Raw genomic sequence first — 22264 nt, 5'->3', positions numbered from 1 at the left:
GGCTTCCACTATTGGCCGAAGAACTGGCTCGAGTGCTGCCAGCGCGGCGGCCCCGCCACCTGCTGCAGGCTGACGCGCTCGGACGAGCAGGCGGCGTCGAAGTCGGCCTCGATCTGCAGCAGCGCGTCGCTGTCCTGCGCCAGCACGGTGACGATGCCGACCGCGCGGTTGCGGCCCTGGGCCTTGGCGGTGTAGAGCGCCATGTCGGCCCAGTTCACCGCCTGCTCCCAGTGCAGCTTGAGCTTGGAGGGCGGCAGCGGGAAATGCGCATAGCCGATCGAGACGCTCACCTGCAGCGGGCCGCTCTCGACCTGCACCGGCGTGCTGCCCACGCCGAACAGGATGCGCTCGGCCAGCTGCGGCAGCTGGCTCTGCGGCACGCCGGGCGCGAACACCAGGAATTCCTCGCCGCCCCAGCGCACCACCAGATCCTCGTTGCGCACCGCCTGGGTGATGCGCCGCGCCACCTCGCAGATCACGATGTCGCCCGCGGCATGGCCATGCTGGTCGTTGACATGCTTGAAGTGGTCGATGTCGACCATCAGCAGGGCGCCCTCGAAGCGGTCGGCCTCCTGCTGGGCCATCACGCCCAGGAAGTGGCGCCGGTTCGCCAGCTCGGTGAGCGGGTCGCGCTCGCTCTGGGCGCGCAGCAGGGCCTGCTTGGCCTTGAGCTTGCGGTTGGCATCGCGCACGCGCAGCAGCATCCAGCCCACCAGCAGCATCGACAGGCCCAGCAGCACCGCCAGCGCCACGCCCACCTGGCTGGCGCGGTTGCGGTTGACGAGCTGCTGCTCCTTGATGGCGTTCTCGCGCGCCAGCAGCTGCAGGTCGCGCTGCTTGCCCTCGCTGTCGTACTTCAGGCGCAGCTGCTGCAGCGAGGCCTCGCGGTTGCGCGCCGCCACCTCGGCGCTGAGCTGGCGCTCCTCGTGGTAGAGGCGGATGGCCTCCTTGGCCTGGCCGGCGTCGGCGTAGGCCTGACCCAGCTCACGCAGCTCGGTGACGCGCTGGGCGCCGTCGGTCTGGCTCTGGCGCAGCACGTCCACGCGCGCGATCTCCTGGCGGGCGGCATCGAACTGCTTGAGCAGCACCAGCGCCACCGAGAGGTTGTGGCGCAGCGTGCGTTCCAAGCGCAAATCGCGGAAGCGCGTGATCACCGGCAGCGCCAGCCTGGCCATCGCCACCGCCTTGGCGGGCTCGCCCTGGTGCATATAGGAGTCGACCAGATTGCCCTGCACCTGCGCCACGTCGCGCGTGGCATCGGCCTCGGTGGCATAGCGCAAGGCCTCTTCCAGCAGCTTGAGTTGCACGGCGGGCTCGCGCCGGCGCGCCGCCAGCGCGGCCTCGTAGACCTTCACCCGCCCCATGGCCTGGGCGTCGCCCTGCGCGGTCTGCAGCGCCAGCGTGATGTGGCGGCGCACGCCGTCGGCCTGGTCCTGCAGCTGCTCGACCAGGGCCAGGTCGCCCAGGCTGATCACGCTCAGCAGGTTGTCGTGCCCGGCCTGGGCCAGCGCCAGCGCGAAGCTGTTGCTGTTGTTGGCGAAGGCCAGCTCGCCGCGATTGATCTGGTGGCGCTGCAGGATGCGCAGCGCCGCCCAGGTGGCGCGGAAATCGCAGCCGCCCCTGGCCACGCTCTCGGCCGGCTGGCTGCGCGAGCAGCCGCGCTCCAGGCCCTGCAGGCTTTGCTGCGCCAGCTCGGCGGCCAGGTCGCCCTGGGCACCGCGCTCGGCGATCTCGGCGCGCAGCAGCTTGGCATGGTCTTCGGCGCGGCGCGCCAGTTTCTCGGCCAGCTCCTGGGCCTGGCGTACCTCGCCCGCGGCCAGCAGCAGGCGCGCGCGCGCCAGTTCAAACTGCCAATGGTCGGACTCGGCGCCGCCGCCATGCTTCTCCTTCTGCAGGCGCTCCAGCACCTGCAGGCCGGCCTCCGGATGGTTGAAGGCCAGGCGCGCCACCGGCGCCAGTCGGGCGTCGAGTTCGGCGTCGAAGGCCTGGGCCCGCGCCGGGCCGCAGCAGGCCAGCAAGGCCAGCAGGGCGGCCCCGGTGAAGCCGCCCCTCATGCGGCCTCCTCGGCCTGCGGCCCCTGCAGGCTGCAGAGCTGCACCCGGCCCTCGTGCCAGGCCGCCTCCATGCGGCCGGCGAGATCCTGCAGGCTGTCTTCGTCGTCGGCTTCCATGCTCTCGATGCCATAGGCCCGGTTGCGGCCATGCGCCTTGGCCATGTACATGACGGTGTCCACCAGGTCGATGGCACGCTCCCAGTTGACCGCCAGGTTGTGCGGCGCGAGCGGGAAGCTGGCGAAGCCGATCGAGGCCGTCACGCCGATGGCCTGACCGCCATGTTGCACGGCCTGCTGGCCGATCTGATCCAGCAGGCGCTGGGCCAGCAGGCGGGCATCGTCGGCGGCGCGCGAGGCCACCACGATGAGGAATTCCTCGCCGCCCCAGCGCACCACCAGGTCCTGCTCGCGCAGCGTGTGGCGCAGGCGCTGTGCCACCTCGATCAGCACCGAGTCGCCGGCCGCGTGGCCATGCACGTCGTTGACGCGCTTGAAGTGGTCGATGTCGATCAGGAACACCGTGCCCGAGAGCCGGCCCTGGTCGGCCAGGCGCTTGATGGCGGCCTGGAAATGGCGCCGGTTCGCCAGCCCGGTGAGCGGGTCGCGCTCGCTCTGGATGCGCAGCGATTCGTTGGTGTTCTTGAGGGCCAGATTGGTCTTGCGCACGCGGCGGTAGGCCAGGCTTAGCAGCGCCGCCGAGACCAGCACGCAGCCGCCCAGTGCGCCCCACAGCTTGAGCTGCAGGTCGCGCGCCGTGATCTGCTCTTCCTTGAGGCTGTTGTCATGGTTGAGCAGGGCGATCTCCTTGGCGCGCTGCTCGTCGTCGTAGCGCGCCTGCGCTTCCAGCACGGCCTTGCGGTTCTCTTCGCGCAGCACCAGATCGGAAAGCCGGCGCGCCTGGTGATAGGCCTGGATCGCCCCGCCCAGATCTGCGGCGCGCTCCAGATAGCTGCCCAGCTCCAGCCAGCCGTCGGCGGCATAGGCGGTGGCCTCGCGCTGCTCGTCCATCGCAATCGCCTGCATGACCTCGCGCTTGCCCTCTTCCACCCGGTGCAGGCCGATCTTGGCGATGCCGGCGTTGTGGCGCGCCAGCGTCTCGGCGGGCACGTCATGGGTCTGCCGGGCCAGCACCAGGCTCTCCTGCGCCATCTGCAAGGCCTTGGCATAGTTGCCGCGCCTGAGGTAGTAGTCGGCCGAGTTGCCGAGCGCCAGCGACACCAGCGTGTCGGACTTCATCTGGCGTGCCGCGGCGAGCGCCTGTGCGTGCGCTTCCAGGGCGACGCGGCCATCGCCCTGGTCGGCATAGACGATGAAGCGCGAGGTCTGCACCGCATTCAGCGTGGCCGGATCGGGATCCAGCTGGACCTCGGCAAGCGCTTGGGCGACGGTGGCGGTGGCGCGCTCCTGTTGCTGGGCGCGGAAGTAGGCGAAAGACAGATTGGCCAGCGAGACGGCGCGGCGCCAGTGCGAGTCCATGCCCTCGGCCAGCTTGAGCGCGGCCAGCCCGCCGTTGATGGCCTCGTCCATCTCGCCGCGGTCGCCCATCACCTTGGACAGGCGCAGCTGGGCGCGCCACAGCAGGCCAGCCTCGACCGGGCCGGGCCGGTAGGCGGCCAGACCCGCGAGGGCCTGGCTGGCCGCGGCCAGCTCGCCGTTCTTGGAAAACTGGGTGGCGCGTGCGAGCTTGGCGGCCAGTTGCGCGGCCGGGCGCAGCGCCTCCTTGGGCCATTGCTCGAGCTCGTGCAGGATCTGGTCGAGCCCGGTACGGTCGCCCAGGTTGGCCAGCAGGGTCGCGCGCAGGCTGAGCGCCTCCAGGCGTTCGGCGCTGCCGGCCGGCAGTTGTTCCAGCAGGCTCTGCAGGGCCTCGGCATCCTGCCTGGGCAGGGCGATGTCGTGCCGCTCGATCTGTTCCAGCGCCGCCCAGCTCGCGCTGCTGCCGCGCAGCTGGCCGACGGCACTAGGTGCGGAGGCCGATGGTGCCACCGGCGCGGCCGGCGGCTGGCAGGCCTGCAGGCCCAGCGCCAGGCCGAGGCTCAGCGCCAGACGCAGGCAGGCAGCGCCTACCGGTGTGGCACCGGGCGCGCGAGCTCCTGCGTCAGCCAAGAAAGCCTTGCTCATCCTCTGCCCTATCGACGCCCGGCACGACATCTTGAATGCCGCGGCCCTGGTCGCAGCCCCGGACCGTGCAATAGAGCATGTTTGCGGGCGCCATGACGGGACCGCAAACACGCTCTTTTTGCCCAGATCCACCGCGCGCTCTCCTCTGCATGCCGGGCGCAGTGTAGTGAAGCGGCCGCGCGCGGCGCCTAGGGAAGTTCAGCATAGCCCGACACTTGGCCGGCGCAATCTGTGCAATTTGTCGTCAGATGGCGGGCTGCAGGTGGCGGAGCACGGCCCGGGCCACGGCGGCGTCCTGCAGGATGCGCCGGTGCCCTAGGCCATCGGTGAGCTGCAGCTGTGCGATTGGCAGCGCCTTATGCAGGGCCAGGGCCTGCTTGAGCGGGGCGGCACGATCGTCGCGATCGTGTACCAGCAGGGTGGGCTGGCGCAGGTGGGCACCCAGCCAGGCGGGTTCGAAGGTCTCCAGGCCGGTGCCGCCCAGCTGCACCAGGCGGGCCCGCAGGCGCTGCAGCACCGTCTCGCGCAGGCCGAAGGCATGGCCGAACCAGCCGAGCACCTGGCGCGGCGGGGCCGAGCAGGCGATCAGGGCCAGGCGCTGCACCGGCAGGCCGCGCGCCGCGGCATGACTCAGCGCCAGCGCGCCGATCGAATGCGCCACCGCGCCCTGCAGGGGGCCGAAATGCTGCGCCGCGGCATGCAGGGTCTGCAGAAACTGCGGCATATGGGTGCGCCAGCCGGCGCTGTAGCCATGCGCGGGCATGTCAAGCAGGATCGGGTCCATGCCGCCCAGCCAGAGCTGCTCGGCCAGCGCACGCATCTGGCCGGCGCCACCGCCCCAGCCATGCACCAGCAGCACGCGCGGCCTGGCCGGCGCGGCGGCGGCCTCGGCATGGCGCCAGGCGCACAGGCGCTGGCCCATCAACTCCCAGGGCTGGGCCACCCAGGGCGCGGGCAGGGGCTTGCGCTGCCCCCATTTGAGCGGCAGCGGCGTGCTGAACAGGCCGAAGGCCAGGCGTGCGCTGAGCCCGGGCGCCGGCCCCTGCAGCAGGCCCAGGCCCGCGCGCAGCAGGCGCAGGCTCAGGCCCCCGGCATAGAACAGGCTGGCGGGATTGGATTTGACGCGCGTGTTCATGGGCCCGCCTCAGCCGGGAAAGAAGGGCGAGAAATCGCGATTGCTGCGCGGGATGCCGCGCCACAGCTGGCGCCAGGCGCGCAGCAGGCGCCACAGCGCCATGACGATGAAGAACAGGATCGCGAGCAGGCTCAGCATGGCAGGCTCCTTGGCGTGGTGAAAACATTGCGCACGACCGTGCGAAATGCGGGAAAGGAAAAATGCGTAGCGGATCGCATGGTCTCAGGCCTTGTAGTGCTGGATGAGGCGCTGGTAGCTGGCCCAGCCGCGCGACTCGGCCTCGGGGTTGCGCAGGAAGCGGGCCTCGCGCACCAGGGCGGTGAACAGTCCGTCGAGCTCGAACACCAGCTGTTCCAGATCGGCATCGGCACGCAGATGGCCGGCCTCCTGGGCCTGCAGCACGCTGCGCCGCAGCGCCTGGCGCCAGCGGCTCACGCCGGTCAGCAGCAGCTCGCGCAAGGGGCCGTCGCGGTCGTCGAACTCGAAGGCACCGGCCACATAGAGGCAGGCGCCGCGTGAGCCGGTGCGGGTGGCGCGCGCCAGCCAGGCGCGCATGATGGCGTCCAGGCGCGGCAGGCCGCGCGGCTCGCGCAGCGCGGGCAGCAGGATGTCCTGCTGGAAGCGCCGGTCGAACTCGTCCAGCACCGCCTTCTGCAAGCCCTCGCGCGAGCCGATGCGCGAGAACACCCCGCTCTTGGAGAGGTTCAGGCGCTTCGCCACCTCGCCGATGCTGAGGCTGTCGAGGCCGTCCAGCGCGGCCATCTCCAGCGCCATGTCGACGATGGCACTCTGGGTCAGCTCGCTGCGTTCGGTCTTGGCTTCCATGATGAGTCGTAATTTAGCACGACCGTGCGAACAAATTCAAGCCGATCCCGCTTGCGGCGCTCGTTTTGTATACGTACTATTCATTCAATTGATAAATATTCAAATTAATGGATAGCAAATGAAGATATCCAAGTCGCAGCAGGACAAGAACCAGCGCCTGATCCTGGCCGCCGCGGTGGAGCTGATGAGCCGCCAGGGCTATGAGGCCACCAGCATGAAGCAGATCGCGCGCGCCGCCGGCCTGGGCGACGCCACCATCTACAAATACTTCCCCAGCAAGGAGAAGCTGGTGCTGGGCTATTACGAGCTGGCGGTGGCCGAGGCGGTGGCGCAGACGCTCAAGACCAAGGGCCTGGCCGGCTACCGCCTGCAGGAGCGCCTGCAGCGTCTGGTGGATGCGGTGCTGGAGCGGCTGCTGCCGGACCGCGAGTTCGTGGCCCTGACCCGGCAGCTGGCGCGCCAGTCGCCGCTGCTGCTGATGGGCGACGCCCTGCCCGGCAAGCCGCTGCTGAAGGCCACGGTGGGCGAGTTCCTGACCCAGGCCGAGGCCGCCGGCGAGATCGCCGCCTGCGATTTCAAGGGCCTGCTGGCCGGCCTGTTCGCCGACTATGTGTTCGGCCTCGTCGTCTACTGGCTGCAGGACGAGAGCGAGGAGTTCTCCGACACCACCCAGCTCACCGACCTGAGTCTCGCCCTGTTGGTGCTGACGCTGCAGAGCGGGCTCATCAACAAGGCCAGCGAGCTGCTCGGCTTTGTCCTGCGCAACCAGCTGGCGCGCCTGCTGCAGGGCAATGCCGGCGGGCTGCTGGAGCTGCTCAAGCTGGCCCGGAGCGGCCTGGGCGCGCAGACGGAGCCGCGGTCATGACGAGCTTGCAAAAGATCCCGGTGCCGGCGGCCAGCGTGCTGGCGGCCAGCCTGCACGACGCCGACTTTGCCGACTGCTATCTGCTGCCCGACCCGCAACCGGCGCGCGGCGTGTTCCAGAGCTATCTGGAACTCGCGGCGCTCACACCCGGCTGGATGAGTGCCTTGATGGCGATGCGCAACCGCGTGGTGCGCCTGGTGGGGCTCAAGCATCTGGGCAGCCTGTCGCCCCAGGATGGCGGCAAGCCGGCCGCGGCCTACCGCATTGGCGAGCGCGTCGGCATCTTCACGCTCGAGCAGCTGCATGCCGACGAGGTGGTGGTGGGCGACAACGACAAGCACCTGCATGTGCGCCTCTCGCTGCTGCGCCAGCGCCAGCCCGACGGCAGCACGCGCCTGGCGCTCAGCACCGTGGTGCACGAGCACAACCGCCTGGGGCGCATCTATATGTGGGTGGTGGGGCCGGCGCACAGCCTGATCGTGCCGCTGATGCTCAAGCAGGTGATGCGTGCCCAGCGGCGCTGAGGAGCGGCCGCCGCGCCGCGGCCGGCTGGCGCGCGGCGCGATCGCCGGCGGCGCGCTGGCACGCGTGGGCGTGGCGCGCCTGGCCCACAAGGCGCAAGACCTGACCCTCACCGAGCCCGATCGCCGCGAACGCGCCAGCGCGCGCGAGGCCGAGCTGGGCCGCATCCTGTTTGCCGCGCTCAACCAGCTCAAGGGCGTGGCGCTGAAGGCGGCGCAGCTGCTCAGCAGCGAGGCCAGCCTCTTGCCCGAGGCCTTGCGCGCCCAGCTGGCGCGCGCCTGCTACCAGGCCACGCCGATGAACCAGGCCCTGGTGGCCAAGCGCATGCGCCTGGCGCTGGGGCCCGACTGGGAGCAGCGCTTCGCCGACTTCGAGCCGCAGGCCTTCGCGGCCGCCAGCCTCGGCCAGGTGCATCGCGCGCGCCTGCACGATGGCCGTGCCGTGGCCCTGAAGCTGCAGTACCCCGGCATTGCCGCGACGGTGAAGAGCGATATGCGGCTCCTGCGCAGCCTGCTGGGCGGCCTGGCCTGGGGCGGCGCGGCGCTGCCGGACGAGGCGCTGCTGGCGCGCGTGCTGGACGACATCGAGGCCACCCTGATGGCCGAGCTGGACTATGCGCAGGAGGCGCAGGCCCTGGCATGGTTCCGCGCCGAGTTGCAGCTGCCCGGCCTGGTGATTCCCGAGCCGCTGCTGGAGCAGGGCACGGCCCAGCTGCTGTGCATGCAGGCGCTGGACGGCCTGCATCTGCAGGCATGGCTGGCGCGTGGCCCCACGCAGGCCGAGCGCGATCACGCCGGCCAGCTGATCTTCGACAGCTTCCTAGCGATGATGTTCCGGCTGCGCCGTCTGCACGCCGATCCGCACAGCGGCAACTACCTCTTCATGACCGAGGGGCGGCTGGGGCTGCTGGACTTCGGCTGCACGCTCGCGCCGGCCTTTTGCGAGACGCTGGCGAGCGCCTGGTCGGCCGGGCTGCGCGGCGACCGCGCGGCGCTGCGCCGGGCCTATCTGGATCTGGGTCTGATCGCGCCGGGCCTGGACCAGGCGGCCTTCGATGCCGAGCTCTACCCGGCCCTGGCCGAGCTGCTGGACTGGCAGCTTGAGCCCTTCCGGCACGAGCTGTTCGATTTTGGCCAGCGTCGCCCCATGCCACGCATGCAGAGCGAGCAGCACCGCCGGGCCTTGGCGCATCTGCAAGGCATGCCCGCCGAGCTGCCCTATGTCGATCGCGCCTATCTGGGCCTGAACCAAATGCTCAAGCAGCTGGGCGCGCGCGTGCGTACCTGCAATCCATTCATTCAATCCGGAGCTGATGTATGCAAGAAGTCCTGAAGAACAAGCGTAGCTGGATCGGCCATTGGCTGATGGCCGTGGCGGCCCTGCACACCGTGTTTGCGGCCCTGGCATTCGGCAAGGTCTACACCGGCGTGTGGCAGCGCGGCCTTTTCAACAGCGTGGGCGGCGACCCACTCACGGCCGCGGCCGTGTGGTTCCTGCTGTTCGGGGCGCCGCTGGCACTGCTGGCCCTGGCCATCACGCCGCTGGAGCGCAGCGGTGATGCGTCGACGCTGCGGCGCCTGGGTGGGGGGCTGTTGGCCACGGCCCTGCTGGGCATCTGCCTGATGCCGGCCTCGGGTTTCTGGCTGGCCTTGCCGCCGGCGCTGGTGATGCTGCGCGGCTCCTCCAAATCGTCCTGAGGTGGCCGGGGCCATGGGCGCCAACCCTATTGGCGTCTACCCGCATCCCCCCGTGAAACAGGGTGTAGTCGAGCTTGTCAGTGCCGTGACCCAGGTCATAGCATGAAGCCCTTCATGGCCCGGACCCTGCGAGTCCGGAGCCCCCGCTCCAATCATCGTCTTCTCCTCAGGAATCGCTGTATGCAACACGCCCCCCGCTTCGCCCAGGCCCCGCTGGCCATCGCCGCCCTGCTGCTTGCCGCCGCCGCCGCTCAGGCCGCGCCCGCCGACACCAGCCGCGTGATCGTGATGTTCAAGCCCGGCGCGGTGGCGGCCGGCAAGGCGGCCGTGGCCGCGGCGCGTGGCCAGATCAAGCATGAGATCCATGGCATGGACGCGATCTCGATCGAAGTGCCGACGCAGGCGATCAAGGGCCTCGAGCACAACCCCAATGTCGAGTACATCGAAGAGGACGTGAAGCGCTACCCGCTGGGCGGCACCAGCCCCTCCACCGGCAGCCCCTATGCCACCGGCCAGCTGGTGCCCTACGGCATCAAGATGGTGCAGGCCGATCAGCTGCCCGACACCTATGCGGCGAACCGCAAGATCTGCATCATCGACTCGGGCTATTCGCGTGGCCATGAGGACCTGGACGCCAGCGCCAACATCACCGGCGAGTACGACAGCGGCACCGGCAACTGGTACACCGACGAGAACCACCACGGCACTCATGTGGCCGGCACGATCTCGGCGCTCAACAACAGCGGCGTGGGCGTGGTGGGCGTGAATGCCAACGGCCGCATCAAGCTGCACATCGTCAAGGTCTTCGGCGCCGACGGCTGGGCCTATTCGTCCACGCTGGCCTCGGCGGCCAACAAGTGTGGCACCGCGGGCGCGAACGTGATCAGCATGTCGCTGGGTGGCAGCCGTCTGAACAAGACCGAGGACAAGGCCTTCAGCACGCTGGCATCCAAGGGCGTGCTGTCGATCGCTGCCGCCGGCAACGATGGCACCACCGCCAAGTCCTACCCGGCCGGCTATGCCAGCGTGATGTCGGTGGCGGCGCTTGACGAGAACAAGCAGTGGGCCAGCTTCTCCCAGTACAACAGCAAGGTCGAGATCGCGGCCCCGGGTGTCAACGTGCTGTCCACCGTGCCGATGGGCGCGGGCTCGGCCTCCAGCCTGAGCGTGGGCGCCAGCACCTACGCCCCCGGCGGCATGGACGGCTCGCCCAAGACCTCGGCGAGCGCGCCGCTGGCCGACTTCGGCCTGGGCGACGTGGTCAATGCCGCGATGGCCGGCAAGGTCTGCCTGATCGCGCGCGGCACCATCGACTTCGCCACCAAGGTCAGCAACTGCCAGAGCAGCGGCGGTGTGGGCGCGGTGGTCTACAACAATGTGGCCGGCGGCTTCGGCGGCACCCTGGGCACCACCATCACCAACATCCCCTCGGTGACGGCCTCCGATACCGAGGGCGCGGCCATGAAGCTGCAGCTGGGCCAGACCGCCAACCTGAGCGTCACGCCCACCAACTACGCCTTCTACGACGGCACCTCGATGGCCACGCCCCATGTGTCGGCGGTGGCGGCGCTGGTGTGGAGCTACTTCCCGAACTGCACGGCCGCCCAGATGCGCACCTCGCTGGACAACAGCGCCGAGGACCTGGGCACCGCCGGCCGCGACGTCAAGTACGGCTACGGCCTGGTGCGTGCCAAGGCCGCCTACGACCGCATCGCCGCGCTGGGCTGCGGCAAGTAAGCCAATCTGCAGGCAGGCAGGCGCGCAAGCGCCCTGCCAAATGCAAAGGCGGCCCGTGAGGGCCGCCTTTTTCTTTCTGCTTCTCTTGCTTGCTCAGGCCGCGGCAGCTACCGCGTGCCCGCCCTGGTAGCCCCTGGGCACCGCACCGAGCAGGCGGCGCGTGTACTCCTGCTTGGGTGCGGCCAGCAGGCTCTGGGTCTCGCTCTGCTCGACCACATCGCCGTTCTGCATCACCAGCACCTCGTCGGAGATGAACTTCACCACGGCCAGATCGTGGCTGATGAAGATGTAGGACAGGCCGAACTCGTCCTGCAGGTCCTTCAAGAGGTTCAGCACCTGGGCCTGCACCGACACGTCCAGGGCCGACACCGATTCGTCCAGCACCAGCACCTCGGGGTTGAGCGTCAGGCAGCGCGCGATCGCGATGCGCTGGCGCTGGCCGCCGGAGAACTCGTGCGGGTATTTGTTGAGCGCGCTGTCGTCCAGGCCGACCTTCTTCAGCAGGGCGCTGGCGGTGGCCAGGCGTTCCTGGTGGCTGGCGCCGATGCCATGGATCTCCATCGGCTCGACCAGGGTCTGGCCGATGGTGAAGCGCGGGTTCAGCGAGGCATACGGGTTCTGGAACACCACCTGGATGCGGCGGCGCATCTTCTGCCAGTCGGTCGGGCCCATCTTGAGCAGATCCTTGCCCTCGAACAGCACCTCGCCGCCGCTGGGCTCGTGCAGGCGCAGCAGCGTCAGGCCCATGGTGGTCTTGCCCGAACCCGACTCACCCACCACGCCCAGGGTGTAGCCCTTGCGCAGCTTGAAGTTCACGTCCTTGACGGCCTGGAACTCCTTCTTGCCGAACAGGCCCTGCTTGAAGAAGAAGCTCTTCTTCAGGCCGCGCGCCTCCAGGATCACCGGCGCGTCCGGGTCCTTGGCCTTGCCCGCGCCCTCGTGCACGCTGCGGCCGGCGATGTGGTCGTCGATCACCATCAGGCGCGCCGGGTTCTCGGTGAGAGACGGGCGGCAGGCCAGCAGGGCCTTGGTGTAGGCATCCTGCGGGTTATGGAAGATCTCGGCCACCGGGGCCTTCTCGCGGATCTCGCCATGGCGCATCACCACCACCTGGTCGGAGATCTCGCCCACCACGCCCAGGTCGTGCGAGATGAACAGCATGCTCATCTTGTGCGTGTCCTTGAGCCTGGCCATCAGTTCCATCACCTGGCGCTGGATGGTCACGTCCAGCGCGGTGGTCGGCTCGTCGGCGATCAGGAGCTTGGGTGAACAGGCCAGCGCCACCGCGATCATCACGCGCTGCTGCTGGCCGCCCGACATCTCGTGCGGATAGCTGCTCAGGCGGCGCTTGGGTTCGGGAATGCCCACCTCGTTGAGCAGCTCCTCGGCACGCGTGAGCGCCTGCCGGCGGCTCATGCCCATGTGCTTCATCAGCGGCTCCATGATCTGGTCGGCCACGGTGAACACCGGGTTCAGCGAGGTCATCGGATCCTGGAACACGCAGGCGATCTCGCGCCCGCGTATGCCCTGCAGCTCGGGCAGCGAGGTCTTGAGCAGGTCCTTGCCCTGGAACAGGATCTTGCCCTCGCGCTCGGCGTTGTCGGGCAGCAGGTTGAGGATGGACATGGCGGTGACGCTCTTGCCCGAGCCCGACTCGCCCACCAGGGCCACCGTCGAGTTCTCGGGAATGTCGAAGCTCACGCCCTTGACGGCCAGCGCACGCTGCATCTGGCCCTGCACCTTGCCCATGCGGAAGGCGACTTTGAGGTCTTGAATACTCAGCAGCATTTTGTTTCGCTCACTCCAGGCCGCGCAGCTTCGGATCGAGCGCGTCGCGCAAGGCATCCGTGAACAGGGCAAAGGCGGTCACGAACACGGCCATGAAGCCGGTCACCGCCACCAGTTGCCACCAATAGCCCAGGATCAGCTCGCTCTGCGATTCGCTCAGCATGGTGCCCCAGGAAACCTGGTCCACGCCCACGCCCAGACCCAGATAGGACAGGATCACCTCGCTCTTGATGAAGCTCACCACATGCAGCGAGAGCTGCACCAGGGCCACATGCGAGACATTCGGCAGGATGTGCTTGAACATGCGCGACATGCGGCTCGCGCCGATCGCCTCGGCCGAGCGCACGTATTCGCGCACCGAATGCTTCATGAACTCGGCGCGGATCAGGCGGTAGATGCCGGTCCAGCCGGTCAGGCCCAGGATCAGCACCACCGAGAGCACGCCGCGGCCGAAGATGGCCGCGAAGGCGAACACCAGCAGGATGTAGGGAATCGCGTTGAAGACGTTGTAGACCCACTCCAGGAAGTCGCCCACCTTGCCGCCGAAGAAGCCCGACACCGCGCCCAGCACCGTGCCGATCAGGGTGGCCACCACGGCCGCCAGCACGCCCACCAAGATCGAGACCTCGGCGCCCTTGACGGCCTTGCTGAGCACATCGCGGCCCAGGCGGTCGGCGCCGAAGGGCAGGGTCTCGGCCTTCACCGTGGCCTCGGTCTTGTAGGCCTTGGCGCGCTCGTCCCATTCCTTGTACTTGGGCGCCAGCGGGTCGATGTCGCTGAGGTCCACGTTGGGGCCCTTGGGCTGGGCGATCACGCCGGTGGCCTCGGCCGGGGCCGGGCCCATGAAGTTGGGCTGGGCGTTGGGCACGCCCACCTCCTTCTGCCAGTCCTTGGCCACCAGACCGCTGCCCGAGAGCGCCACCAGCACCAGGAAGAAGGCCACGATGGCCATGCAGAACATGCCCAGCTTGTTGGTACGCAGGCGGCGCCAGGAGGCGGCCCACACGCCTTGCGAACGCTGCGAGCCAGTGCCCGCGACAGGGGTATTCAACACGGCACTCATTTCAGCACCACCCGTGGGTCAACGAGTTTGTAGAGCAGGTCGGTGATCAGGTTGACCACCATGGTCAGCGCCGCGATATAGATCGCAAAGGCCTGGATCACCGGGTAGTCGCTGCGGTTCACCGCCAGCAGGATCTCGCGGCCCAGGCCGGGGATCGAGAAGAACACCTCGAGCAGGAAGGAGCCGGTGAACACGCCGGGCAGGGCCACCGAGATGTTCGTCATGATGGGGATCATGGCGTTGCGCAGCACATGCTTGAGCAGGATGGTGCGCTCGGTCATGCCCTTGGCGCGCGCGGTGCGCACATAGTCATGGCCGATCTCGTCCAGGAAGAAGGTGCGGTACAGGCGGGTGTAGGGCGAGAGCGCCACCGCCACCGCCACCGCTACCGGCAGGGGGGCGTAGGTGGTGAGGTTGGTCCAGAAGCTGTCGGTCCAGCCCTGCACCGGGAACCAGCCCAGGCGGAAGGCGAACACATACTGGCCCACGATCACGTACACCAGCAGCGAGATCGACACCGCCACGGTGGTGAGGATCATCACCGCGCGATCGGTCAGCGAGCCCCGCACATAGGCCACGGCCAGCGCGAAGGGGATCGCCAGCAGCACTTCCAGCACCAGGATGGGCAGCATCACCGTCAGCGTGGCCGGCAGGCGGCTGGCGAACAGGTTGGACACGGCTTCCTGCGTGGCCCAGCTCTTGCCCCAGTTGAAGGTGACGATCTGCTTGATGAAGATCCACAGCTGCTCGAGCACCGGCTTGTTGAGGCCCAGCTGCTCGCGGATGGCGTCGATCTGTTCGGGGCTGGCGTTCAGGCCGCCCAGCACCTCGGCAGGATCGCTGCCGAAATATTTGAAGAGGAAGAACACCAGCAGCACGACGCCGAGCAGGGTCGGGATCATTTGCCACAAGCGTCTTATCAGGTATGCCGCCATCGCTGTCGGTCTCCATTCGTCACGCGTCGATAAAGTGAAACCCCGGCCACTTATGGTGATCGGGGTTTTCCAGGCGCGAGTCTATGCGAGTCTCGCGCCGCATCCAACCGGCATTTCCCTCGGTCCGCCCCCCGATTCACGCGGCATAGCTCCCATGCCAAAAGGCATAGCTCACGCCGGAATGCCCGCCCTGGGGTTGCTGGCAATGGCAAGGCGGCGGCGGGGCCCTTAGACTTCGCCCCCATGCGCCGGGCCCACAAGGTTGCCGGCGCCTTTGCTTGATGTGAATGGAAACCTCTGATGCGACGAGCTGGCATTGCCCGCACCGCGGCCGTACTGCTGGCCGGCGTATTCTTTTCGGCCTGGACCTCGGCCCAGGCCCCCGGCCCCGAGCCCAAGGTGCTGCGCTACGCCTTCCGGGTGGCCGAGACCGGCTTCGACCCGGCGCAGATCTCCGACACCTACAGCAAGACGGTGGCCGCCGGCATCTTCGACGCGCCCTTGAAGTTCGAGTTCCTCGCCAAGCCGGCCAAGCTGATCCCGAACACCCTGGTGGCGATGCCGGAGATCTCGGACGACTTCAAGACCCTCAGCTTCGAGCTCCGGCCCGGCATCCACTTCAGCGATGACCCGGCCTTTGGCGGCAAGAAGCGCGAACTGACCGCCGCCGACTACATCTACGCCATCAAGCGCCACTACGACCCGCAATGGAAGAGCCCCAACCTCTACCTGCTGGAGAACGTCAAGATCCTGGGCCTGTCGGAGCTGCGCAAGGAGCTGATGGCGGCCAAGAAGCCCTTCGACTACGAGCGCCCGGTCGAGGGCCTGCAGCAGCTCGGCCGCTACAAGTTCCAGATCAAGCTGGGCGTGGGTGATCCGCGCTTCATCAACCAGTTCGCCGATGCCGGCTTCCTGGGCGCGGTGGCACGCGAGGTGGTCGAGGCCTATGCCGACAAGATCATGGAGCACCCGGTGGGCACCGGCCCCTGGCGGCTGGCCGAGTGGCGCCGCAGCTCACGCATCGTGCTTGAGAAGAACCCGAACTACCGCGAGGAGTTCTACAAGGAGCAGCCGCCGGCCGACAAGCCCGAGTTGGCCGCCCAGGTGCGGGCCCTGCAGGGCCGCCGCCTGCCCATGGTGGACCGGGTGGAAATCGCCATCATCGAAGAGAACCAGCCGCGCTGGCTGTCCTTCCTGGGCGGCGAGGCCGATGTGCTGACCGAGCTGCCGTTCGAGTTCGCCAACATCGCCATCCCCGGCAACAAGCTGGCGCCCAATCTGGCCAAGCGCGGCGTGCACATGACGCGCTTCATCTACCCCGAGATCGCGTTCTCCTACTTCAATATGGATGACCCGGTGGTGGGCGGCTACACGCCGGAGAAGATCGCGCTGCGCCGCGCCATCTCCCTGGCGATGGACGTGGACAAGCAGATCCGCCTGGCGCGCAGCGGCCAGGGCATCCCCGCGCAAGGCCCCTCGATCCCGGGCGTGTTCGGCTACGACCCCGGCTTCAAGTCGGAGATGAGCGAGTACAACCTGGCCAAGGCCAAGGCCTTGCTGGACCTCTACGGATACACCGACAAGGACGGCGACGGCTGGCGCGACCGGCCCGATGGCACGCCGCTGCGCATCGAGTACGCGACCCAGCCCGACGGCACCAGCCGCCAGCTGATCGAGCTCTGGCACAAGGGCATGGAGGCGCTGAAGGTCAGGATGGACTTCAAGACAGCCAAATGGCCCGAGAACCTCAAGTCCGCGAATGCCGCCAAGCTGCAGATGTGGGGCGTGAGCTGGGTTGCCACCACCCCGGACAACGACACCTTCCTGGCGCTCGGCGATGGCCGCGCCAAGGGCAAGGCCAACAAGGCCCGCTTTGACCTGCCGGCCTACAACGCGCTCTATGAAAAGCAGAAGGCCCTGCCCAACGGCCCCGAGCGCGAGGCCGTGATGCGCGAAGCCCAGCGCCTGCTGATCGCCTACATGCCCTACAAGATGGACATCCACCGTATCTTCACCGACCTCTCCCAGCCCTGGGTGATCGGCTACGAGCGCAATGTCTTCGTGCGCAATTTCTGGCAATACGTGGACATCGACACCCAGGCCCTGCCGGGGCGGAGCAACAAGCCATGAAGCGCCTGCTGCTGATCCTGGCCGCCGCCCTCGGCCTCCTGCATGCCGGCATGGCCGGCGCGGCCGAGGCGCCCGCCGCGCCCAAGCTGCTGCGCTACAGCTTCCGCGTCGCCGAGACCGGCTTCGACCCGGGGCGCGTGACCGACATCTACTCGCGCATCATCACCTCGCACATCTTCGAGGGGCTCTACACCTACGACCACCTGGCGCGCCCCGCCAAGCTGGTGCCGCAGACTGCCGTGGGCATGCCCGAGGTGTCGGACGACTTCAGGACCTGGACCATCAAGCTGCAGCCGGGCATCTTCTTTGCCGACGACCCGGTGTTCAAGGGCAAGAAGCGCGAGCTGACCGCGGAAGACTATGTGTTCGTCCTCAAGCGCGCCGCCGACCCCGAGAACAACAGCCCGCACTGGAGCGAGATTGACGAGCAGGGCTTCGTGGGCCTGGCCGAGTACCGCGCCGAGGTGCTGAAGCAGAAGAAGCGCTTCGACTACGACCACCCGATCGCCGGGCTGCGCGCGCTGGACCGCTACACCCTGCAGCTGCGCCTCAAGCAGACGCGCCCGCGCCTGATCGAGATCCTGGCGCAGACCGATCTCTACGGCGCGGTGGCGCGCGAGGTCATCGAGGCCTATGGCGAGCAGAGCATGGGCCACCCGGTGGGCACCGGCCCCTTCGTGCTCAAGCAGTGGCGGCGCAGCTCGCTGATCGTGCTGGAGAAGAACCCTGGCTACCGCGAGCGTTATTACGATGCCCAGCCGAATGCCGACGACGCCGAGGGTCAGGCCTTGCTGGCGCGCTTCAAGGGCCGGCGCATCCCGATGATCGACCGCGTCGAGGTCTCCATCATCGAGGAGAACCAGCCGCGCTGGCTGTCCTTCCTGGGCGGCGAGTTCGACCTGCTGGAGCGCGTGCCCGAGGACTTCGTCAACCAGGCCATGCCGCGCGGCAAGCTGGCGCCCAACCTCGCCAAGCGCGGCATCCAGGGCTATCGCACGCTGGCCTCGGACGTGCTCTACACCGCCTTCAATATGGATGACCCGGTGGTGGGCGGCTACACGGCCGAGCGCATCGCCTTGCGCCGCGCCATCGGCCTGGCCACCAACAGCCCGCGCGAGAACGCCCTGGTGCGGCGTGGCCAGGCGGTGGTGGCGCAATCGCTCTACCTGCCCAATACCAGCGGCTACGACCCCGACTACCGCAGCGAGATGGGCGACTACGACCCCGCGCGCGCCAACGCCCTGCTGGACCTCTACGGCTACAAGGACGTGGACGGCGACGGCTGGCGCGAGCTGCCCGATGGCAGCCCGCTGCTGCTGGAAAGCCTCACCACGCCCGATGGCTTCCAGCGCCAGATCGACGAGCTGTGGCAGAAGTCGCTCGCCAAGGTTGGGCTGAGGCTGAAGTTCAAGGTGGCCAAGTGGCCCGAGAACCTCAAGTCCATGCGCGCCGGCAAGTACCAGATCTGGTCGCTGGCCAACAGCGCCTCGATGCCCGACGGCAAGGACTCGCTGGCCGCCCTGCACACCGGCCATATCGGCACCTACAACTACGCGCGCTTCAGCCTGCCCGAGATGGACAAGCTGTTCGACGCGGTGGGCTCGCTGCCCGACGGCCCCGAGCGCGACGCGGTGTTCCTGACCAGCAAGCGCCTGGCCACCGCCTACATGCCCTACAAGTACCGCGGCCACCGCTTCCTCAGCGATCTGGCGCATGCGCAGCTGATCGGCTACCGCCGCCATTCCTTCAAGCAGAACTGGTGGGAGTTCGTGGACATCGACGACAGCAAGAAAAGGGCCGTCAAATGATCCGCGGCCTGGCCACCCTGCTGCTGGCGGCGGCACTGGGCACGGCGCAGGCCGCCGAACCCAAGCTGCTGCGCTATGCCTTCTCGAGCGCCGAGACCGGCTTCGATCCCTCGCAGCTCACCGACATCTATTCGCGCACCGTCACCGCCAACATCTTCGAGGCGCTCTACCGCTACGACCATCTGGCGCGGCCGGTGCGCCTGCTGCCCCTGGTGGCGGCCGGGGCGCCGGAGATATCGGCCGACTTCAAGACCTTCACGGTGCGCGTCCGGCCCGGCATCTACTTCGCGGACGACCCGGCCTTCAAGGGCCAGCGCCGTGAGCTGGTGGCCCAGGACTTCGTCTACACCGCCAAGCGCGTGGCCGACCCCGCGCTCAACAGCCCGGGCTGGAGCTCCTACGAGGAGGCTGGCCTGCTGGGGCTGAAGGCGCTGCGCCAGCAGGCGCTCAAGTCCAAGCAGCCCTTCAACTACGAGGCCGAGGTCGAGGGCCTGCGCGCGCTGGACCGCTACACCCTGCAGTTCAGGACCGAGCAGGCGCGCCCGCGCCTGGTCGACGCCATCATGACCGACAGCAGCATCTACGGCGCGATGGCGCGCGAGGTGGTGCAGGCCTATGGCGACAAGATCGCCGCGCACCCGGTGGGCACGGGCCCGTTCCGGCTCAAGAGCTGGCGGCGCAGCTCGCAGATCGTGCTGGAGAAGAACCCCGGCTACCGCGAGCGCTTCTACGATGCCGAGCCGGCGGCCGACGATGCCGAGGGTCAGGCCTTGCTGGCACGCTTCAAGGGGCGCCGCATCCCGATGCTCGACGAGGTGCAGATCGCCATCGTCGAGGAGGCGCAGCCGCGCTGGCTCAGCTTCCTGAACGGCGAGGCCGATTTTCTCGAGCGCGTGCCGGCCGAGTTCGTCAGCCAGGCCATGCCCAAGGGCAAGGTGGCGCCTAACCTGCTCAAGCGCGGCGTGCAGGGCTACCGCACCATCGCCCCCGATGCCACGCTGACGGTGTTCAATATGGACGACCCGGTGGTGGGCGGCATGGCGGCCGACAAGGTGGCCCTGCGCCGCGCGCTCAGCCTGGCCACCGACATCGAGCGCGAGATCACGCTGGCGCGGCGCGGCCAGGCGATCCCGGCGCAGTCGCAGCTGGTGCCGCACACGCTGGGCTACGAGGCCGACTTCAGCTCCGAGCTGAGCCGCCACGACCCGGCGCGCGCGATGGCCCTGCTGGACCTCTATGGTTATGTGGACAAGGACGGCGACGGCTGGCGCGACCTGCCCGATGGCCGCCCGCTGGTGATCGTGCGCAACACCCAGCCCGACGCCACCTACCGCCAGCTCGACGAGCTGTGGCAGAAGAACCTGACGGCCATCGGCGTGCGCCTGCAGCTCAAGGTGGCCAAGTGGCCCGAGAACCTCAAGAGCGCGCGCAGCGGCAAGTTCATGACCTGGGGCGTGGGCTCCTCGGCCGCCAGCCCCGACGGTCAGGAGGCCATGCAGCGCCTCTACGGCCCGGCCACCGGCGGGCAGAACCTCTCGCGCTTCAACGACCGGCATTTCAACGAGAACTACGAGCGCATGAAGGGCATGCCCGACGGCCCCGAGCGCGCCGCGCTGCTGCGCGAGGCCCAGCGCATCTCGCTCGCCTACCTGCCCTACAAGGCCCATGTGCACCGCATCTACACCGACCTCGCCTACCCCTGGCTGATCGGCTACCGGCGCGCGCTGTTCTGGCAGGACTGGTGGCAGTACGTGGATATCGACGACAGCAAGAAGAAGCCCACCCAATGAAACCATGGATGCTGGCCCTGAGCCTGAGTGCCTTGCTGGGCCTGGCGCATGGCGCCGACACGCCCGGCGCGGCGCCCGCCAAGGTGTTCCGTTACGCCTTCCCGATCGCCGAGACCGGCTTCGACCCGGCGCAGATCAGCGACATCTATTCGCGCACCGTCACCCCGCATATCTTCGAGGGCCTGTACGCCTACGACCCGCTGGCCATGCCGGTGAAGATCAGGCCGCTGCTGGCCGCCGGCATGCCCGAGGCCGCGGCGGACTTCAAGACCTACACGGTGCGGCTGCGCCCGGGCATCTTCTTCACCGACGATCCGGCCTTCAAGGGCAAGCCGCGCGAGCTGGTGGCCGAGGACTTTGTCTACAGCTTCAAGCGCTTTGCCGATCCCGCGGTGAAGAGCCCGATCTGGAACAGCGTGGACGAGATCGGCCTGCTCGGCCTCGCTGCGCTGCGCAAGCAGGCGCTCGCGAGCAAGAAGCGTTTCGACTATGACCGCGAGATCGAGGGCCTGCGCGCGCTCGATCGCTACACGCTGCAGTTCAGGCTGCAGCAGCCGCGCCCGCGCCTGCTGGAGACGCTGGCCCAGAACGACCTGTTCGGCGCGGTGGCGCGCGAGGTGGTCGAGGCCTATGGCGACGAGATCATGGGCCATCCGGTGGGCACCGGGCCCTTCGTGCTGAAGCAGTGGCGGCGCAGCTCGCTGATCGTGCTGGAGCGCAACCCGAACTACCGCAATATGCAGTACGAGGCCGAGCCGGCGGCCGACGATGCCGAGGGCCAGGCCATCCTGGCGCGGCTGAAGGGCCGGCGCCTGCCGATGATCGACCGGGTCGAGGTCTCCATCATCGAGGAGAGCCAACCGCGCTGGCTGTCCTTCCTGAACGCCGAGCACGACCTGGTGGACCGCGTGCCGCCCGAGTTCGTCAACATCGCGCTGCCGCAGAACAAGCTGGCGCCCAATCTGGCCAAGCAGGGCATGCACCTGCACCGCATGCTGAACGCCGACAGCTCCTTCACCTTCTTCAATATGGAGGACGCCACCGTCGGCGGCTACGGCCCCGACAAGGTGGCGCTGCGGCGCGCGCTGTCGCTGAGCCTGGACATCGAGCGCGAGATCCGCCAGGTGCGGCGTGGCCAGGCGGTGGTGGCCCAGTCCATGGTGCTGCCGCACACCAGCGGCTACGACCCGCAGTACAAGAGCGAGATCGGCGACTTCGACCCGGCGCGCGCGCGCGCGCTGCTGGATCTCTACGGCTTCGTCGACAAGGACGGCGACGGCTGGCGCGACATGCCCGATGGAGCGCCGCTGGTGATCGAGGTGGCCAGCCAGCCCGACGCGCTCTCGCGCCAGTACGACGAGCTGTGGCAGCGCAATCTCAATGCCGTGCAGATCAAGGCCAGGTTCTTCCACGGCAAATGGCCCGAGCAGCTCAAGCAGGCGCGCGCCGGCAAGCTGATGCTGTGGTTCCTCGGCACCACGGCCACCGGCCCCGACGGCATCGGCGCCCTGCAGCGCATGTATGGCCCGCAGTCCGGCAACCAGAATCTGTCGCGCTTCAAGAATGCCGAGTTCGACGCCCTCTACGAGCGCATGCAGGTGATGCCCGACGGCCCCGAGCGCGAGGCGCTGTTCCTGCAGGCCAAGCGCCTGCAGGCGGCCTGGATGCCGATGAAGACCCATGTGCATCGCATCGTCAACGACATCAGCCAGCCCTGGCTGATCGGCTACCGCCGGCCGCTGTTCCGCAACGAGTTCTGGCAGTTCATCGATATCGAACCGGCCGCCAGGCATTGAGC

Annotated in this window: 17 protein-coding genes; 9 read left to right on the top strand and 8 right to left on the bottom strand. The window is 68.3% G+C overall.

From position 1 onward, the window contains the following. Positions 1 to 8: 8 nt before the first annotated feature. The 5 genes from PFX98_RS06370 to PFX98_RS06350 all read right to left on the bottom strand — a co-directional run bounded on the left by PFX98_RS06370 (position 9) and on the right by PFX98_RS06350 (position 6131). Positions 9 to 2054 carry a GGDEF domain-containing protein gene (locus PFX98_RS06370; protein ID WP_285234342.1) on the bottom strand — a complete coding sequence of 682 codons (2046 nt, stop codon included), beginning with the start codon at positions 2052 to 2054 and terminating at the stop codon, positions 9 to 11. Next, positions 2051 to 4156: a GGDEF domain-containing protein gene (locus tag PFX98_RS06365; RefSeq protein ID WP_285234341.1), complete on the bottom strand. Its 2106-nt coding sequence runs from the start codon at positions 4154 to 4156 to the stop codon at positions 2051 to 2053. Before PFX98_RS06365 ends, PFX98_RS06370 begins: the two co-directional genes overlap by 4 nt. Positions 4157 to 4415: 259 nt before the next feature. Then, on the bottom strand, positions 4416 to 5306 hold the full coding sequence (locus PFX98_RS06360) for an alpha/beta fold hydrolase (protein WP_285234340.1): 891 nt from the start codon (positions 5304 to 5306) through the stop codon (positions 4416 to 4418). Positions 5307 to 5315: 9 nt separating this feature from the next. Continuing rightward, positions 5316 to 5444 (bottom strand): hypothetical protein, encoded by a 129-nt coding sequence (locus tag PFX98_RS06355; RefSeq protein WP_285234339.1) that lies wholly within the window; start codon positions 5442 to 5444, stop codon positions 5316 to 5318. A gap of 84 nt (positions 5445 to 5528) precedes the next feature. Continuing rightward, positions 5529 to 6131, bottom strand: a complete 603-nt coding sequence (locus PFX98_RS06350; protein WP_285234338.1) for a TetR/AcrR family transcriptional regulator — start codon at positions 6129 to 6131, stop codon at positions 5529 to 5531. A 118-nt stretch (positions 6132 to 6249) separates the two neighbouring features. On the opposite strand from PFX98_RS06350, the gene PFX98_RS06345 reads away from it, so the two are divergent. The 5 genes from PFX98_RS06345 (at position 6250) to PFX98_RS06325 (ending at position 10952) form a co-directional block, all read left to right on the top strand. Beyond that, positions 6250 to 6996 (top strand): TetR/AcrR family transcriptional regulator, encoded by a 747-nt coding sequence (locus tag PFX98_RS06345; RefSeq protein ID WP_285234337.1) that lies wholly within the window; start codon positions 6250 to 6252, stop codon positions 6994 to 6996. After that, on the top strand, positions 6993 to 7520 hold the full coding sequence (locus PFX98_RS06340) for a DUF2867 domain-containing protein (protein WP_285234336.1): 528 nt from the start codon (positions 6993 to 6995) through the stop codon (positions 7518 to 7520). Before PFX98_RS06345 ends, PFX98_RS06340 begins: the two co-directional genes overlap by 4 nt. Continuing rightward, positions 7504 to 8850: an ABC1 kinase family protein gene (locus PFX98_RS06335; protein ID WP_285234335.1), complete on the top strand. Its 1347-nt coding sequence runs from the start codon at positions 7504 to 7506 to the stop codon at positions 8848 to 8850. The genes PFX98_RS06340 and PFX98_RS06335 overlap by 17 nt, the downstream gene beginning before the upstream one ends. After that, positions 8835 to 9215, top strand: coding sequence for a DUF6463 family protein (locus PFX98_RS06330; protein WP_285234334.1), 381 nt, complete (start codon positions 8835 to 8837; stop codon positions 9213 to 9215). The genes PFX98_RS06335 and PFX98_RS06330 overlap by 16 nt, the downstream gene beginning before the upstream one ends. A 180-nt stretch (positions 9216 to 9395) precedes the next feature. Beyond that, positions 9396 to 10952: a S8 family serine peptidase gene (locus tag PFX98_RS06325; protein WP_285234333.1), complete on the top strand. Its 1557-nt coding sequence runs from the start codon at positions 9396 to 9398 to the stop codon at positions 10950 to 10952. A 93-nt stretch (positions 10953 to 11045) separates the two neighbouring features. Here the strand turns inward: PFX98_RS06325 and PFX98_RS06320 are convergent, their stop codons facing one another. From PFX98_RS06320 to PFX98_RS06310, 3 genes are read right to left on the bottom strand one after another with little or no spacing between them, the layout of a single operon-like run. Next, positions 11046 to 12740, bottom strand: coding sequence for an ABC transporter ATP-binding protein (locus PFX98_RS06320; RefSeq protein WP_285234332.1), 1695 nt, complete (start codon positions 12738 to 12740; stop codon positions 11046 to 11048). A 10-nt stretch (positions 12741 to 12750) separates the two neighbouring features. Continuing rightward, positions 12751 to 13791 carry an ABC transporter permease gene (locus tag PFX98_RS06315; protein ID WP_425334672.1) on the bottom strand — a complete coding sequence of 347 codons (1041 nt, stop codon included), beginning with the start codon at positions 13789 to 13791 and terminating at the stop codon, positions 12751 to 12753. An 8-nt stretch (positions 13792 to 13799) separates the two neighbouring features. Continuing rightward, positions 13800 to 14738, bottom strand: a complete 939-nt coding sequence (locus PFX98_RS06310) for an ABC transporter permease (RefSeq protein ID WP_285234330.1) — start codon at positions 14736 to 14738, stop codon at positions 13800 to 13802. A 300-nt stretch (positions 14739 to 15038) separates the two neighbouring features. On the opposite strand from PFX98_RS06310, the gene PFX98_RS06305 reads away from it, so the two are divergent. The 4 genes from PFX98_RS06305 to PFX98_RS06290 are packed head-to-tail and all read left to right on the top strand — an operon-like array spanning position 15039 to position 22262. Beyond that, positions 15039 to 16868 carry an ABC transporter substrate-binding protein gene (locus tag PFX98_RS06305; protein ID WP_285234329.1) on the top strand — a complete coding sequence of 610 codons (1830 nt, stop codon included), beginning with the start codon at positions 15039 to 15041 and terminating at the stop codon, positions 16866 to 16868. Continuing rightward, entirely contained in the window at positions 16865 to 18676 is a 1812-nt protein-coding gene (locus PFX98_RS06300; protein ID WP_285234328.1) for an ABC transporter substrate-binding protein, read from the top strand. The genes PFX98_RS06305 and PFX98_RS06300 overlap by 4 nt, the downstream gene beginning before the upstream one ends. Beyond that, positions 18673 to 20466: an ABC transporter substrate-binding protein gene (locus tag PFX98_RS06295; protein ID WP_285234327.1), complete on the top strand. Its 1794-nt coding sequence runs from the start codon at positions 18673 to 18675 to the stop codon at positions 20464 to 20466. The genes PFX98_RS06300 and PFX98_RS06295 overlap by 4 nt, the downstream gene beginning before the upstream one ends. Further along, positions 20463 to 22262, top strand: coding sequence for an ABC transporter substrate-binding protein (locus PFX98_RS06290; RefSeq protein ID WP_285234326.1), 1800 nt, complete (start codon positions 20463 to 20465; stop codon positions 22260 to 22262). The genes PFX98_RS06295 and PFX98_RS06290 overlap by 4 nt, the downstream gene beginning before the upstream one ends. Positions 22263 to 22264: the final 2 nt, after the last annotated feature.

It is taken from the genome of Paucibacter sediminis, assembly GCF_030254645.1.
Classification (GTDB): Bacteria; Pseudomonadota; Gammaproteobacteria; order Burkholderiales; family Burkholderiaceae_C; genus Paucibacter_B; species Paucibacter_B sediminis.
This window is presented reverse-complemented; position numbering and strand designations above follow the sequence as displayed.

What these genes read in the sequence shown, in the direction of transcription:
- PFX98_RS06370 (WP_285234342.1), bottom strand. Translation starts at nt 2,054, where the DNA reads ATGAGGGGCGGCTTCACCGGGGCCGCCCTGCTGGCCTTGCTGGCCTGC.
- PFX98_RS06360 (WP_285234340.1), bottom strand. Translation starts at nt 5,306, where the DNA reads ATGAACACGCGCGTCAAATCCAATCCCGCCAGCCTGTTCTATGCCGGG.
- PFX98_RS06355 (WP_285234339.1), bottom strand. Translation starts at nt 5,444, where the DNA reads ATGCTGAGCCTGCTCGCGATCCTGTTCTTCATCGTCATGGCGCTGTGG.
- PFX98_RS06350 (WP_285234338.1), bottom strand. Translation starts at nt 6,131, where the DNA reads ATGGAAGCCAAGACCGAACGCAGCGAGCTGACCCAGAGTGCCATCGTC.
- PFX98_RS06345 (WP_285234337.1), top strand. Translation starts at nt 6,250, where the DNA reads ATGAAGATATCCAAGTCGCAGCAGGACAAGAACCAGCGCCTGATCCTG.
- PFX98_RS06340 (WP_285234336.1), top strand. Translation starts at nt 6,993, where the DNA reads ATGACGAGCTTGCAAAAGATCCCGGTGCCGGCGGCCAGCGTGCTGGCG.
- PFX98_RS06330 (WP_285234334.1), top strand. Translation starts at nt 8,835, where the DNA reads ATGCAAGAAGTCCTGAAGAACAAGCGTAGCTGGATCGGCCATTGGCTG.
- PFX98_RS06325 (WP_285234333.1), top strand. Translation starts at nt 9,396, where the DNA reads ATGCAACACGCCCCCCGCTTCGCCCAGGCCCCGCTGGCCATCGCCGCC.
- PFX98_RS06320 (WP_285234332.1), bottom strand. Translation starts at nt 12,740, where the DNA reads ATGCTGCTGAGTATTCAAGACCTCAAAGTCGCCTTCCGCATGGGCAAG.
- PFX98_RS06310 (WP_285234330.1), bottom strand. Translation starts at nt 14,738, where the DNA reads ATGGCGGCATACCTGATAAGACGCTTGTGGCAAATGATCCCGACCCTG.
- PFX98_RS06305 (WP_285234329.1), top strand. Translation starts at nt 15,039, where the DNA reads ATGCGACGAGCTGGCATTGCCCGCACCGCGGCCGTACTGCTGGCCGGC.
- PFX98_RS06300 (WP_285234328.1), top strand. Translation starts at nt 16,865, where the DNA reads ATGAAGCGCCTGCTGCTGATCCTGGCCGCCGCCCTCGGCCTCCTGCAT.
- PFX98_RS06295 (WP_285234327.1), top strand. Translation starts at nt 18,673, where the DNA reads ATGATCCGCGGCCTGGCCACCCTGCTGCTGGCGGCGGCACTGGGCACG.
- PFX98_RS06290 (WP_285234326.1), top strand. Translation starts at nt 20,463, where the DNA reads ATGAAACCATGGATGCTGGCCCTGAGCCTGAGTGCCTTGCTGGGCCTG.